Source organism: Fodinibius saliphilus, assembly GCF_005869845.1.
Taxonomy (GTDB): domain Bacteria; phylum Bacteroidota; class Rhodothermia; order Balneolales; family Balneolaceae; genus Fodinibius; species Fodinibius saliphilus.
The window spans coordinates 1,404,704-1,419,796 of record NZ_VAWF01000001.1 but is presented as its reverse complement, the minus strand read 5'-3'; the positions used below and the strand labels follow the sequence as shown (position 1 = coordinate 1,419,796).

Annotated in this window: 11 protein-coding genes; all 11 read left to right on the top strand. The window is 38.6% G+C overall.

The features are described from left to right. Positions 1 to 30: 30 nt before the first annotated feature. The 11 genes from FCN14_RS05965 to FCN14_RS05915 all read left to right on the top strand — a co-directional run bounded on the left by FCN14_RS05965 (position 31) and on the right by FCN14_RS05915 (position 14,682). Positions 31 to 870, top strand: a complete 840-nt coding sequence (locus tag FCN14_RS05965; RefSeq protein ID WP_138430262.1) for a hypothetical protein — start codon at positions 31 to 33, stop codon at positions 868 to 870. Positions 871 to 957: 87 nt separating this feature from the next. Further along, positions 958 to 2,163 carry an O-antigen ligase family protein gene (locus tag FCN14_RS05960; RefSeq protein ID WP_138430261.1) on the top strand — a complete coding sequence of 402 codons (1,206 nt, stop codon included), beginning with the start codon at positions 958 to 960 and terminating at the stop codon, positions 2,161 to 2,163. 18 nt (positions 2,164 to 2,181) lie between these two features. After that, entirely contained in the window at positions 2,182 to 3,381 is a 1,200-nt protein-coding gene (locus tag FCN14_RS05955) for a glycosyltransferase family 4 protein (RefSeq protein WP_138430259.1), read from the top strand. Further along, on the top strand, positions 3,374 to 4,321 hold the full coding sequence (locus FCN14_RS05950) for a sulfotransferase family protein (protein WP_138430257.1): 948 nt from the start codon (positions 3,374 to 3,376) through the stop codon (positions 4,319 to 4,321). The genes FCN14_RS05955 and FCN14_RS05950 overlap by 8 nt, the downstream gene beginning before the upstream one ends. A gap of 42 nt (positions 4,322 to 4,363) precedes the next feature. Further along, complete coding sequence (locus FCN14_RS05945) at positions 4,364 to 5,554, top strand: delta-aminolevulinic acid dehydratase (protein ID WP_138430256.1); 1,191 nt, start codon at positions 4,364 to 4,366, stop codon at positions 5,552 to 5,554. After that, positions 5,547 to 6,248, top strand: coding sequence for a WecB/TagA/CpsF family glycosyltransferase (locus FCN14_RS05940; protein WP_138430254.1), 702 nt, complete (start codon positions 5,547 to 5,549; stop codon positions 6,246 to 6,248). The genes FCN14_RS05945 and FCN14_RS05940 overlap by 8 nt, the downstream gene beginning before the upstream one ends. A 14-nt stretch (positions 6,249 to 6,262) precedes the next feature. Then, entirely contained in the window at positions 6,263 to 7,366 is a 1,104-nt protein-coding gene (gene wecB / locus FCN14_RS05935; RefSeq protein ID WP_138430252.1) for a non-hydrolyzing UDP-N-acetylglucosamine 2-epimerase, read from the top strand. Between the two features lie 791 nt (positions 7,367 to 8,157). Next, complete coding sequence (locus tag FCN14_RS05930; protein ID WP_138430250.1) at positions 8,158 to 9,537, top strand: nucleotide sugar dehydrogenase; 1,380 nt, start codon at positions 8,158 to 8,160, stop codon at positions 9,535 to 9,537. Between the two features lie 104 nt (positions 9,538 to 9,641). Then, positions 9,642 to 10,883 carry an MraY family glycosyltransferase gene (locus tag FCN14_RS05925; RefSeq protein ID WP_138430249.1) on the top strand — a complete coding sequence of 414 codons (1,242 nt, stop codon included), beginning with the start codon at positions 9,642 to 9,644 and terminating at the stop codon, positions 10,881 to 10,883. A gap of 357 nt (positions 10,884 to 11,240) precedes the next feature. Further along, complete coding sequence (locus tag FCN14_RS05920) at positions 11,241 to 11,597, top strand: hypothetical protein (RefSeq protein ID WP_138430248.1); 357 nt, start codon at positions 11,241 to 11,243, stop codon at positions 11,595 to 11,597. A gap of 631 nt (positions 11,598 to 12,228) precedes the next feature. Next, positions 12,229 to 14,682, top strand: coding sequence for an SLBB domain-containing protein (locus FCN14_RS05915; protein WP_138430246.1), 2,454 nt, complete (start codon positions 12,229 to 12,231; stop codon positions 14,680 to 14,682). The last annotated feature ends 411 nt before the right edge of the window (positions 14,683 to 15,093 follow it).

Sequence of the window (15,093 nt, the reverse complement as noted above, 5' to 3'; positions counted from 1 at the left end):
ATTTATTTTTAAAAAAGTATAAAGTTACGAATGAGTAAGCTAATAGTTTTTGCCTGTTTTTGGAACGAAAAAGAATGGATTGATTTATCCTTAAAACAATTAAAAAAACTAAATCCGGATGAGGCAATTTTATGTGATGGTTGTTTTGATATGGATAAACCAAAACATAGTACGGATGGTACTTATCAAAGGATAAAACAAGAGGTGAGGCAAAATGAAAATTATAAATTAGTAGATCCAATAAGGGTGAGTTTTTTAAAATATCCACAAACCTTGTTGAAAATTTTAAGTAATGATGAGCATTTTAATAAGTTCATTTATCCATATTGGTATATATTGTTGAGTTTGTACCAATATTCAAACTACAGGGTTAATCAGGCGTTAACCTTTAATTATATGGCTACGGTGTCTGGTTTATGGAAGGTTGGTAATTGGGTGACTACTTATGATTGTGATCAATTTTATAGTGATAATATGATTGAGAATTTCAACAATATTGATAAATATGAAGAATATAATTTATTGACAGCCAATGAACTAACATTTTTTGAATCATTTAGCAGGTATACTGAAGACTATGAACATAGGAAGCGTAGCAATATGCCTCATAGAATTTTAGAAGATACGTTTTTTATACCTACTAGAAGAATAGTTTTTTTTGAAGGGTTAAAGAAAAAGATTTATGAAGAGAACACTAATTCATATCATTTAGGAAATTATTTTCATTATAAATTTGATAGATCTGGGAGATTAGCTGAGGCTTACGAACTCGGAGATAGACAATATGAAAAACCAAATTTTAATGAATATAAATTTAAGGAAATTCAGAAAGAAGAACATCCGACAATAATAAGAGAAGAAATATCTTAAATATTTAAATCCAGATATTTCTCATTCGAAGTAAATAATTATCCACTCTATACAACAGGTATAAAAAGAAAAAAATGCTAATTTTTTGTGAAGGAAAATAAGGCAAGACTTTACTTAATATTTACATATATACTTATCTTAGCTGGATCAGTTGTTGATTTAGGTACGGGATATTTTACAGAGTTTTTGAATTATAGTGCTTTAACACCTGGGGTTCTTTTTCGAGGAGGTGTGGTCTTACCTGTTTTCTTGCTTTGGTGTTTAAAAAGCAAATCAAGTTCACTGATCCCCCTTTATCTTGGTATGCTTTGTGTTTTAAGTGCAGTTTTTTTGGGCTTGTCTGCAGGATTACAAACTAGCTTAATCTCAAAAATTAGCGGTTTGTTAAAGGTAGTTTACCCATATCTTGGATTAGGTGGTCTTATTTATATTCATAAATACAAAAGATATTTCCATACAAATGAAATATGGACTTTAGGGTATTATTATGGGGTTATAGTGATTATTGGTATTATTTTCTTTACTTATGTAGGATTAGGAATCCAAAGTTACTCTCATCAACTATACACTTCTTCTGGTTTATATGGGGCAGCAAATGATACTGGACTAATCTTATTAATAGCGTTTTGTTTTTTTCTTTATTACAACATTAGCTTTCAAAGTTTCAAAGTATCAAAGTTAATTGTTATATCACTTCTTTTTTTATTTTCTGCTTTTCTTATTAATACGAAAGCGCTTTTTATAGGTATACCTGTAAGTTTTATAGTAATAATGGGATATAGTATCTTTGCAAAAGAGGTAAAGAGTGCAAGTTTCAAAGCAGGTATTTTTTTAATTACTGCACTATTTATAGGAGCAGTTTGGTATATAGTTCAATATTTACAAGACCTTGGGTTGACTTATACTCTAAGTCGAATTACCGAATTAGCAAGTGGTAATTTTGGATTTAGAAATTATGCTTTTGGTATTGAACAAATTCAAAACTTTTCATTAACTGAACACTTATTTGGTTCACAAAGGAACTTCTTAATTATAGAAAGTGATTTGATTGACATTTACGGAAAGTTTGGTATGCTTTTTTGTCTTACCGCATTTGGAATACCTCTATTCTTTCTCTGGAAAATATTTAAACACTTTTTGATAAAAAGATCTTTGCAAGACTTAGTGCTAGTGATTGGCCTTTCTTTTTACTTACTCCATGGAGTAATTGCTGGTCATGCTTTAGTTAGTGCACAGGTAAATAATATAATTATACTAGTTTATTTTTTAATTTGGCTAAGATTAAAGAGGTAAAATATTAGTAGTAGAAATATGAGAGAAAAAATTCTTTTGATTGGTCCTATACCTACAGAATTAGGTAGTAATGATTCTGGTGGTGTGGCAATTGTGGTCTGGAATTTGGCAAAAAGTTTAATGCGTAGAAATAAGAATGTTTCTATTGCTGCTACTGGGAGATATTTTAAAGGATATCAAAAAAGAGAGGGGATAGAAATATATGGAATTGGTATATCTATTAGGGCTTTATTTGTAACTATATGGAATTTGCTCGCTAATCTCCCAGTCTTTAAAAGAATATCTATAAAACAGGGTATAAAACTGTTGTACTCTATATATTTTTTATCTTATATAAGGAAAAAGGTAGACTATGATATTATTCATGTACATCATGTTATTAATGAAATACCAAGAGCTGCCAAACTATTGGGTATTAGAACAAAAATAGTTGCTACTATACATAGTTATCATTCAATCATAATGGAAGAGTCAAAACAGAAAATTGACCAAGAGAAGTTGATGATAAATGCACAAATGGATTGCATAGATCATCTGACTCATGTATCAAAATCAGTTAGAAGGCAAGGTAGAGATTTAGGAATAAAATGGAGTTGTAAAGATGATGTTATATATAATGGTATTGAATTGGATAAGTTGAAAAACATAAGCCGTACGAAAAATGAAAACTTTATTTGTTTTGTAGGATCATTGATTAACAGAAAAGGAATTTTTGAACTAATAAATAGCTTTAGCCTTTTAGACAAATCATCGCTGGATCTTAAGATAATAGGAGATGGGGAATTTAAGAAGGAAGTTGAAAATGTAAAGAATAGTCAAATCCAATATCATGGTATACTTAGGAATAAAGAGGTAATTGATTTAATAGGAAAAAGTAGAGCACTAGTAGTTCCAAGCAAGAGTGAAAGTTTTGGTCTAGTGTATTTAGAAGCACTATCTGTAGGAACACCAGTCATTGGATATGCTGCTGTATTAAAAGAGTTTAAAGAGTATTTAGATTTGGATAATAAATTGAATGATTGGTTGATAGAATATGACTATAAAGAGCATGATTGCAATGAATTGAAAGAAAAGATAAGAACAGTTATAAAAGTCAAAGACAAGACTAATTATAAACATCAAAAAGAGGTTATTACAAACTTAGTTCGTAATAACCTTTCTTGGGATGTAGTTTCAAACGAATATGTTAAATTGTACAAAGGTTTAAGTAGTGGGTAATAAATCATTAGATTTATTTATAATAGGAATGCCTAGAAGTGGTACCAAGTTGTTGAGAGGGTTACTAAATAATCATCATGATATTTTTATACCTGAAGTAGAAACTCTTTTCATTCCCAAACTTTTAAATAAATATGGGTCTCAAATTCTTTCAGAATCGCAGGTTATTGATGTTATTTCTGAGATAAAAAAATCATTATTCTTTTTTTATTACGAAAAAAGGCATGATTTTAATTTCGAAGCACTAAAAGTAGATAGGGTAAACATTAAAGAGTTTATCGACTATTTGTTTAATGAGTTAGCAAGTCAAAGAGGTATAAGCGCTTCTATTTTAGGTGATAAGTCTCCTAACTATATCAATCACATTGAACTATTGTTGCAATGTTATAAATCTGCCAAGTTTGTCCATATTGTAAGAGATCCTCGCGATTATGTATTATCTATGGAAAAAGCTTGGGGTAAGAACAAATACCGTGCCGCTTACCGCTGGAAAAAAAGGGTAAGAAATATAATAGATTTAGAAAATGAGGATCGAATAATGGAAATTAGGTATGAAGATCTAATTTCAAAACCTGAAGAAACTCTAGAAAAAGTTTGTCTTTTTTTAGGTGTCCATTTCCAAAGTGGTTTAGTTCAACTTGAGAATTCAATTGAAAATTTAGGATCTGCTAAGAGAGCTAGCATAAAGGCTTCAAATTCAAAAAAATATTTGGACCAGCTATCACCTCAAGAAATTCAAGAAATTGAAGAATATTGTCATCCTATCTTAAAGGAGTATTACAAAAATGAGAATAAAAATATATCCGAAAAAATTCCTGGTAGACTTACAGAAAAGTATTGGGAAATTTACGATGGGATTAATTTATTAAATTTCAATATAAAAACTCATGGTTTAATAAGAGGAATAGAAAAAATTTTAAAAGCAAATAAGGCAAAGTAAAAATATAGCCTATTTGTAGTAGGTAATATTTTTTAGATAAGTATGGATGTTATTAGTTCTTTCAAAAAAGTTAAAAATTACTGTGAAAATGAAGAATTTAAAGGATGGGATCCTTATGATGGGTTAAACTCAAAAATATTTCAGGCTACGCCGTTAAAAAAATCCAAGTTCGCTCGTCTGGCATGGATACAGTTTTTTAAACGTAATCCCATCAATCTTCGTCCATTAGTAAATGTGCCTAAAGAATACAATCCCAAAGGGTTAGGGCTTTTTTTGACAGGTTATTGCAACTTATACCAAATTGCATTATACGGGAATGTAAGGTTTGGCACACAAGATGAAATAATAGAGAAGATAAATCACCTTGCTAATCTGTTAATACAGTTACAGTCTGAAGGTTATTCTGGATCTTGCTGGGGATATAATTTTGATTGGCAGGCTCGTGGTGGATTGTACTTTCCCGCCGAAACGCCCAATGTAGTGGCCACTACTTTTGCAACTTATGGTTTGTTAGATGCCTATTCCATTTTGGATAAAGAGAAAATTAAGAATACTGCTGTAACTTCGGCAGAGTTTGTTATCAATGATTTAAGCAGAACCGAAAAGAAACAAGGATTTTTATTTTCTTATGCTCCAAAGTTTGGAAATAATACCGTATATAATGCCTCACTATTGGGCAGTAAGCTGTTAGCAAGAGTTTATTCTATAACCAACGAAGAAACTTATAAACACGCAGCAAAACAATCAGTGATGGCTTGCTGTAATGCCCAAAATGAAGATGGTTCGTGGTATTACGGGGAATTGCCTATTCAAGATTGGATTGATAGTTTTCACACCGGTTTTAATCTAGAGGCATTGTGTGATTATCAGAAATATACGGAAGATAGATCTTTTGAGGATAATTTAAAAAAGGGATTTCAATATTATTTGGAAAATTTCTTCTTAGAAGATGGGACACCAAAGTATTATCATAATGAGGTATATCCGGTTGATATACATTCACCGGCCCAGTTTCTTATTACTTTGGTCAAAACAGAACGATTTGAGGAACATAAAGAATTAGGCGAACGAGTTTGCAATTGGACTATTGAAAATATGCAGGATGAGGATGGATATTTTTATTATCAGATTAAGAGATTGTTCAAAAATAAGATACCCTACATGAGATGGAGTCAGGCGTGGATGTTCTGTGCTTTATCATATTATCTAAAAAATGAATATGTGGATGGTTGAAGAAGTATTATTGAATGGATATAAAATCTACCCTTTTGATAGCAAAGACCATTTTTTAGATCATCTAGAAAATGGGAACTTCGGTAATATTCTGGTAGCCCTTAATGCTGAAAAGTTGGTAAAGGAAGATCGTGAACTAAAAGTATTAGTAAATAACAATATTGGTTATCCAGATGGAATTGGGGCTGTTTGGGCTTTAAAACGGAAAGGGCATAATTCTGAGAAAATACCCGGGGCAGAATTTTGGCTTGATATCATCCAGAGACACTACAATGATAAAACGTTTTACTTGGTTGGAGGTAAACCAGAGGTAATAGAGCAAACGGTTGACCGGCTAAAAGAAGAGTACCGAGGCATTGATATTGTGGGGTATTGCAATGGATACATGGATAGTCAGGAACAAGAGAAACTGATAGAGGATATTAATACTAAAGAGCCTGACATTGTTTTTGTAGCTATGGGGAGTCCTAAGCAAGAATTTGTAATGGAGAAAATGAAACGAAAACATCCTGCTTTATACATGGGATTAGGTGGGAGTTTTGATATTTATTCGGGGAGGAAAGAAAGAGCTCCTAAAATACTTAGGAAAATGGGACTTGAATGGTCTTATCGACTTTTTAAAGAACCGAGAAGGATTTTCAGACAGACCAGTCTCATAACCTTTTTTTATAAATTAGTTACCAATAAGCTTTAAAAGAATATTAATTAATGAAAATTATTAACGTAGCCAGCGCTAGACCAAACTTTATGAAAGTGGCACCGCTGCTAGAAGAGTATAAAAATCATCAAGAGATAGAAGCGAAACTGCTACATACCGGTCAGCATTATGACTACGAAATGTCTAAAATATTCTTTGACGAACTGGGCATTCCCAAACCGGACTTCCATTTGGGCGTTGGCAGTGGCAGTCATGCCGAGCAAACAGCCAAAGTGATGACCGAGTTTGAAAAAGTATTACAGGATGAGCAGCCCGACTGGGTGGTTGTGGTCGGGGATGTAAATCCCACCATGGCGTGTACCATTGTTGCCAATAAAATGGGAATAAAAGTTGCCCACGTCGAAGCTGGTTTGCGGAGCTATGATCGTGATATGCCGGAGGAGATCAACCGCGTGCTTACCGATAGTATTGCCGATCTTTTGCTGACGCCCTCTATCGATGGCAATATGAATCTGATCAAGGAAGGCATTGGGGAAGAAAAGATTCGCTTTGTGGGCAACATTATGATAGACACGCTCTTTAACATGCGTAAGCGGTCTGATGAATCAACCATCCTTGGAAATTTGGGTATTAGGGAGAAAGAGTATGTGCTGGTTACCCTGCACCGTCCCTCAAATGTAGATCAGGAAGAAACATTAAGCAACTTTGTGGATATCTTAGAGGAGACCTCACAAGAACTGCCGATGGTCTGGCCGGTGCACCCGCGCTCAAAAAACAATGCTGAGAAGTTTGGCCTTTGGGAGCGACTGCAGTCCATTGATGACTTGCACCTGCTTGAGCCGGTGGGTTACCTGGATAATGTAAACTTAATGAGTAATGCCCGGTTGGTGGTGACTGATTCCGGCGGTATTCAGGAAGAGACAACAGCGCTGGGCGTTCCTTGCCTGACGGCCCGCGAAAATACCGAGCGTCCTATTACCATTACCGAGGGCACGAATACGCTGGTAGGTACCGATCCGGAGGTGATTTTGGATCATATTGAGAAACATCTGCAGAATGGGGTAGCTGGGAATAAGGAGCTGCCTAAGCCGCTCTATTGGGATGGGAATACGGCGAAGCGAATTGTGAAAGCTATTTTGGAAGCTTCTAACTAAAATATGATTAGCTGCAATAATGGCGATGTCCATTTTTTGTCAGCAAAAAATAGACGAAAAAACTGCTGGGGGAATCGTAGATTTTGTTCTTATTAAAGTTTTCAGCACTGGGATAGTTCTTCAGCGTTAGTACTTATGCTAAGAACATGCTTCCCGTGATTCGCCCCAGACCCCGGTATAAAACCCGTAAAGTTGGCAAAAAAATTAATGTCCCTCTTGAAGAAGAGGGAATGAGGGTGATTGAAGGAAAGGGCTAATTGTAGAATTAAAAATAAGCTATGGCTAGCAGGGTAGATGCTTTTTAATGGCCCTTGTTTTATGAGAAATGATCAACATCAGGGAGTGGTACAAAATGCATATTCAATATCCCTTGGCTACAGTACATAATTCTTATGCCCAGTTGAAACCCGTGAAGGTGTCAAAATGTAAACCGTCCTAATAATTGTGAGCGAAAACGAAGGAAGCGGTTGTGCATTTTGTACCGGTGACAACCTTATTAACTGGCTTGATATTTGGAAGGATCATCAAAATGAACGCTTCCTGTAGATTGAGCTGAATCACAATTTACAGACGGTCAATTTTTTGGTTCGTTTTTTCTTGATTGAAAAAATGAACAATAACAGATCGCTTCACGACTTCTACGATACAGAGAAAGAGTAAGATAGAAGGTTACATAATGATATGATCTTTGATTAACCAAAAGGGCAAAAAAATATTTTTGATCTTTAATGTACACTTTCTTTAAACTTCCCTATCTTCAGCATCGAAACTAATAATCATCTTTTCTTATAATGACTACAGACACACCTGATACCATTCAGCAAGAAGAAGTTAAAACAGATCGTTTGCAAGAGCTACTGGGAAAAATAGAAACACGAGACTACACGGTCGGTATTGTGGGACTCGGATATGTGGGACTTCCCCTGATGTGGACCTTCCATAGCAACGACATGCCGGTGTTGGGCTTTGATATTGATACCGATAAAATTGACTGCATTGAGCAGGGTAAACCCTATATCAAGCATCTTGGAAAGGATATGATGCAAAAGCTGGCTGATAGTGAAAAGGCTGATGCGACTACAGACTTCAGTCGTATTCCTGATGCGGATGCTCTCATGTTATGTGTGCCTACTCCTTTAGATCATCACCGGGAACCGGATATGCAGTACGTGGAAAAAACGTGTTTGACCGTGGGTGAACATTTGAGAGAAGGCCAGCTGGTCATTTTAGAATCCACAACCTATCCCGGTACCACAGAGGAACTGATTATTCCTATTCTGGAGTCCAAGTCAGGTCTTACGGCCGGTAAGGATTTTTATGTAGCTTACAGCCCGGAAAGAGAAGACCCGGGAAATGTAGATTTTAATACCTCAAAAATTCCCAAAGTGGTGGGAGGTCATGGAGAAGAGGCCATTGAGCTGGCATGTGCGCTCTATAATACGTCAATCGTTGAAACAGTACCGGTATCAGATACTAAAACAGCAGAAGCCGTAAAGATTACAGAAAATGTGTTTAGAGCAGTAAATATTGCTCTTGTGAATGAGTTGAAGGTTATATTCAGTGATATGGATATTGATGTGCATGAGGTATTGGATGCAGCTGATACCAAGCCCTTTGGATTTATGAAGTTTGTTCCCGGTCCGGGTCTGGGCGGGCATTGTATACCAATTGATCCTTTTTACCTAACTTGGAAAGCACGGGAGTACGAGCAGAATACGCGCTTTATTGAGTTAGCCGGTGAGATTAACACTGCTATGCCTCAATATGTGGTGGACCAAACACTTAAAGCTTTGAATGCTCATAAGAAAGCGATGAATGGAAGTAATGTTTTGGTTCTTGGCTTGGCTTATAAGCCGGATGTTGATGATATGCGGGAATCTCCGACCTTTAAGATTATGGATCTGTTGAAAGAATATGGGGCAGAGGTGTCGTACTACGATCCTCATATTCCCGAAATTAAACCGACCCGGGAACATGCAGAGTGGACGGGTGTAAAAAGCGTTGGCTGGTCAAAAGAAAATATTTCAGCCTTTGATGCTGTTATTATTTCAACCGATCACTCCGATATTAATTACCATGAGTTAGGAAAGTGGAGTAATTGTATTATAGATTCACGTCATGCGATGAAGGGGATAGAACCTCAAAATGAAATTCATATCTGGAAGGCTTAGCCATAAAATTCCGGTTTTTGAATAAAAATTGTATTCGTTCCATAAATGTCTTACTTTTTTTGGCAAATGGTCAAGTAGAGATATGCCAGCTTAAATAATATCATATGGAACAATTGTTACTGTTGAACGAGGGTATGGCAATAGGAGTTGCTTTTTTATTTGCCTGTTTGGTCTCATATTTTGCCATTCCGGTAATTATCAGGGCGGCCGAAAAAAAGCATCTTTTTGACCATCCCGATCACGATCGAAAATTGCATTCAGAAGCGATTCCTACACTGGGTGGCATAGCTATATTTTTTTCTTTTCTGTTAACGTTTGCTCTAAGCCCGCTCTCTGCAGGTATGGAGGGCTTTTCATACCTGGTGGCAGCTTTACTGATTCTGTTTTTTGTAGGTTTAAAGGATGATTTGGTTGTTCTATCTGCACGGAAAAAATTGATAGCACAACTTTCGGCTGCCGCTTTGGTTATATTTGGGGGAGATATACTTATTTCAAATTTCTATGGTGTTTTTGGATTAGCTGAGATACCCTATTGGGCAGCTGTTCCCGTTACCTTTTTTACTATTATTGTAGTAATTAATGCCGTTAATCTAATTGACGGTATTGATGGATTAGCCGGAGGGATTGGAACTATAGCTTCATTGTTATTCGGCATCGTATTTTGGTATACCGGGCATCTGCCGATGGCAGTATTTTCTTTCTGCCTGAGTGGGGCTTTAGCCGGCTTTTTGTATCATAATTTCAGTCCCGCCTCTATTTTTATGGGGGATACCGGTTCCATGATTTTGGGATTCCTTTTGTCAATACAAGCGATTGAGTTTATAGGATTAAGCGGTGAACCTGGTTTTGCTGCTATTTTTGGTAATGCTTCCCCGATTTTACCGGCAGCAATTTTAGGTTTTCCTTTATATGATACCTTACGGGTGGTTTTACGCAGAGTTCGAAGAAAAAATTCGATCTTTCAACCGGGGCAAGACCATGTGCATCATGAGCTGTTGAGAATGGGATTCTCTCATAAAAATGCTTCACTCTTACTCTATGCCAAGAGTATCTCCCTGGTTGCGGTTACCGGTCTTTTAGCCCTGCTGGGGATGAATGTAAACCTACTCTTGGGTTCTGTAGTATTCGCCAGTTTATTTGTTTTCCCTACTAATGGCCTGAAACGAAGAGTTATTTCTATGATGTTTGGGTTCGACTGGCTGGCTTATCGTAGTGAAAAGTGGGGTATCGAATTTGATCATAATAACACCACTGATTTGACGGTTGCAAAGGAAGAAGCTGATATTGAGACTGAGCCTGTTAGTGAGCAGGAAGAAATTGAGGAGATAGACAGGATTGCTGTTTAAGGTTTTGGGTTGATGATATTTTAAGGCATATCCGAAAGGGTGTGCCTTTTTATTTTTTGTCTATTTTTTTCAAAATCTGATTATAAAATTAAGGAAAGTTTAAGGGTTGAATGTTGAATGAAGTTTGGCCAACTGTGGTAAATGGGGGACCGGTTATTCCACGCCCCGAAGCCCAATTTATAAACTATAAAGAAACAGTCATTTCGAACGGAGTTTAGCGAAGTCGAGGAATCTCCTGGAATAAGTTCGCGTAGAATCTAAAGAACAAGAAAAAGTCCCCTCCATCGGAGGGGTGCCGAGGTACGAGGCGGGGTGGGTTCTGTAGATAGTTAATAACTGTTTTGTTACTGTTTTTCAATGACGATCCGCCGATTGTCGGACCAGCAGAACTGGAAGCTTTCTGTAGAACGTGATACACCAATAGGCGAGAAAGCACAAAGTGGATTATTATTAAAGAGTGTGTCCATTTTTTGGCAGCAAAAAATAGACGAAAAAACTGCTGGAGGAATCGTATATTTTGATCTGTTTTTAGTTTTAAATAAGGGATTGCTATTCCTCATTAGTTCTTGTGCTAAAACACTTTTCCCGCGATTCGTCCCAGACCCCGGTTTTAAAACCATTTTTGTCCGAATAGGGTACCTTAAAACGACATTAGAATTGCGTGCGGAGGGCAAAACAGGCGGTTGGGTATTTTGTACCGGTGATGACCGTTGAAATAATTTATGAGTGCCAAGGACCATCAAAATACGCGCCTGCTGCCGGCCAGAGCTGTCCTGCAATTCGCAGTCTTGATCTTTTACGAGCCTTTTGTATCAAGACAAAAGGCGGAAAGAAATAGTATCAATGATCTTGTTTGTTCCATTTTTGGAGCGAGGCAAAAACGGAACCCAAAAACGTCGCCGGCAGAGAATTCTGTACCAGGCTTCGGCCTTCGGATGGGATAATTCTAATGGTCCTTCTCATAGGGGAATTGTATTGAATTATTAAAGAACCGGTATAGAATTATCCTATTCATCTTTCAGCCTCCACACAGAATTCGTTATGCCGGTGGGATAAACAAGCAATGCTTTCTCAAGCTTTCGCCCCAGCCCCCGTTGTGAACCCATTTTTAAGAGCAATATAATCCAGACTCTTCAAAACGATGCGCTTTGATCCTTTAAAGTTAAACATCCGGATAAATAGCCAATAACAAATAACCAATACCGAATACCAAAAACCCAAACAACAAAAACGCAGTGTAATTTTTAGCTGATATTTGTTACCTTTGTCATCGATTGTAACCGAGTCTACTCTCGACCGAGAGATGGGATGAGCCTAATTATTCAAATAGATCATTATTTAGCAGATGGCGATTAAAAAACAGCTATTCAGTACAGCAGCAGTCATATTTTCACTACTATTTATCTTGGTAGCCAATACCGTTGCACAGGATATTGGTTCTATTGATTTCAAGAACTTAAAGGCCTCTGAACTTTCTGACCAGCAGATTAAACGGTTATGGGAGCGGGCCCAGGATCGAGGATACTCTATTTCCCAGCTGGAGCAGCTGGCGCTGGCCCGCGGGATGTCCCGTTCGCAGGTGAGTGCCTTTGTACGGCGCCTCCGCGAAGTGCGCATGCAGAGCGGCAACGGTCAGGGAAAGGCACAGGAAACCGGACAGCTGCGTTCGGTAACCACGGATACTACCGGACTCTTTCAGCTCCAGAAGCAGCGGGCCGACAGAGCCAGAAGTCGCATTTTCGGGGCCAACTTGTTTCGCGGTAAAGAGATTAATTTCACGCCCTCACTGAATATTCCAACTCCCGAGAATTACCAGTTGGGTCCGGGTGATGAGCTGGTGATCGATATCTGGGGAGCGGCCGAGCAGACCTATCGCAAAACGGTATCTCCCGAGGGTACTATCACCATCGCCAATCTGGGTCCCATTTACGTGAATGGTCTTAGTATTGAGAAAGCGCGCGATCGCTTGCGATCCAGCTTAAGTCGCATCTATTCTGGATTAAAGGCCGATGAAGATGCCGCCACCGATACCCATGCCCGTATTTCGTTGGGGAATATTCGCAGCATCAATGTGACGGTGCTGGGAGAAGTACGGAAGCCGGGTACCTATACATTACCATCGCTGGCTACCGTTTTTAATGCCCTTTATTCTGCAGGGGGACCCGATTCTACGGGGACCTTCAGGGAGATTGAAGTGTTGCGGGGAGACAGCACGGCCGCGACCTTTGATATGTATGATTTCCTGGTATATGGTAACCAGGAGGATAATATCCGCCTGCGTGATCAAGATATTTTGAAGATTGATCCCTATATATCCCGGGTTGCGGTAAGCGGTAAAACCAAACGTACCGGTCTGTTTGAACTGAAAGAAAATGAGACGGTAGAGGATCTGGTTGCCTTTGCCGGCGGTTTTGCCAACGGAGCCTATACCAAGCGTATTAAAGTGTATGGAAATACGTCCACGCAGAAGCGTATTAATGATATTCAATATCCCGAAGAAAAAGGGTTTAACATACAAAACGGTGACAGCGTATTCGTAGGTAAAGTGCTTGATCGTTATGCGAATCGCGTGACGATTGAAGGGGCGGTATTTCGTCCCGGGGAGTATGAGCTGAAAGATTCCACCAGCCTCTATTCGCTGATTCAACGCGCGGAGGGCGTTCGTGAAGATGTATTTATGAACAGGGGACTGATCTACCGTGAGCAGGGAGATTTAACGACAGAAGCCATTCCTTTTAGCGTACGGGATATTATTGCCAATCCCGAAGAACATGACATTATGCTCAAGCGTAACGATATGGTACAGATCTCTTCCATCTTTGATCTGCACGATGATTACCGTGTCGATATTGTGGGAGCGGTTCAAGAACCGGGCAACTACCGGTATGCCGAAAATATGACTCTGGAAGATATTATCCTGCAGTCTGATGGGTTCAAGGAGTCGGCTGCCCCTTATCGCATTGAGGTATCGCGACGTATTACCGGGGGAGATTCTACCTTTGTACCGCGGGAAACGGCAGAGATTTTTCGTTTTCGTGTGGATGAAAACCTGGAACTTGGAGACAAAGCGTCAGACTTTACACTAAAGCCTTTTGATAAAGTGTTTGTACGTAATTCGCCTTCTTACTTTGAACAGCAAGAGGTCAAAGTTGAGGGCGAGGTGTTGTTCCCGGGTCAGTATACGCTGGATCAGAAGTATATGCGTATTTCTGATCTGCTGCAGCGTGCGGGGGGATTGAGCCAGTATGCATATCCACGGGGGGCTAACTTGACGCGAAGATTAGAGCAGCGTATCGATACCACGGAGATTAATATTCCGGACTCATTATCGAGAGGCAGTGAACTTCAGCGAAACACAACCAAGGTGGGGATCAATCTAAAAGAGATCCTTGAGAATCCGGGTTCTGATCAGGATCTTATTTTGCGTCCCGGTGATGTGCTGGAGATCCCTAAAGAGCTGCAAACGGTACAGGTTTCGGGCGAAGTGTTATATCCGATAAGTGTTCGGTATCGAGATAATATGTCGGTTAAGGAGTATCTGCGTGCGGCCGGTGGTGCTACGGATCTCGGGAAACCGAAGGATGCCTATGTGGTGTATGCCAATGGGGAGGTAGATCGTGCCCGGAAGATTCTGTTTTTCCAAAACTACCCGAAAGTGCGTCCCGGTGCTACGATATATGTGCCGAAGAAACAGCAGAAACGAGAACTGACGACGCAGGAGCGTATTGGTATTTTATCAGCTATTGTGTCGATGGCGGCGATCGTGAGTAATACGATATTTCAAATACGACGTAATTAAGGGTATGGAAATGTTGAGTGTTGAAGGTTAAATGTTGAATGTTGGGTGGTTGTTGACCGGGGACGGGAGACGGAGGACGGGTTATTCAACACCCCGGACCCCCATTTTTTAAAATCAATCCCCGGTTTTAAAACCATTGTTGTTTGAATAGGGTACCATAAAACGACATTAGAATTGCGAGCGGAGGACAAGGCAGGCGGTTGGGTATTTTGTACCGGTGATTAACAGTAAAGTAGTTTTTGTTAGTCCAAGGACCATCAAAATATGCGTCTGCTGCCGGCCGGAGCTGTCCTGCAATTCGCAGTCTTGATCTTTTACGAGCCTTTTGTATCAAGACAAAAGGCGGAAAGAAAAAGGTGCTGTTTGTTTTGTTACTGTTTTTCAGTGACGAAAAAAGTAACCAAAAAAGTC